Origin of the sequence: Kurthia massiliensis, assembly GCF_000285555.1 — a bacterium.
GTDB lineage: Bacteria > Bacillota > Bacilli > Bacillales_A > Planococcaceae > Kurthia > Kurthia massiliensis.
Map to the genome: position 1 here is coordinate 1 of NZ_CAEU01000092.1, position 267 is coordinate 267.

General features: G+C 47.9%; 3 tRNA genes. All 3 read right to left on the bottom strand.

Annotation, left to right across the window (positions count from 1 at the left end):
* Nucleotides 1–15: 15 nt before the first annotated feature.
* Nucleotides 16–91, bottom strand: a tRNA-His gene (locus KMHG_RS17105).
* 10 nt (nucleotides 92–101) lie between these two features.
* Nucleotides 102–175 (bottom strand) — tRNA-Trp (locus tag KMHG_RS17110).
* Between the two features lie 5 nt (nucleotides 176–180).
* Nucleotides 181–256 (bottom strand) — tRNA-Val (locus KMHG_RS17115).
* Between the last annotated feature and the right edge of the window lie 11 nt (nucleotides 257–267).

The following is a 267-nucleotide window of genomic DNA, read 5'->3' on the forward strand; positions in this document are numbered from 1 at the left end:
AAAAAATATTTAAAATGGGGCGACTGATGGGGATCGAACCCACGAATGCCGGAACCACAATCCGGTGTGTTAACCACTTCACCACAATCGCCATAATACATTGGCAGGGGCAGTAGGAATCGAACCCACACCAAAGGTTTTGGAGACCTCTATTCTACCGTTGAACTATGCCCCTATAAATGGTGGAGGATGACGGGATCGAACCGCCGACCCTCTGCTTGTAAGGCAGATGCTCTCCCAGCTGAGCTAATCCTCCATTAAAATATA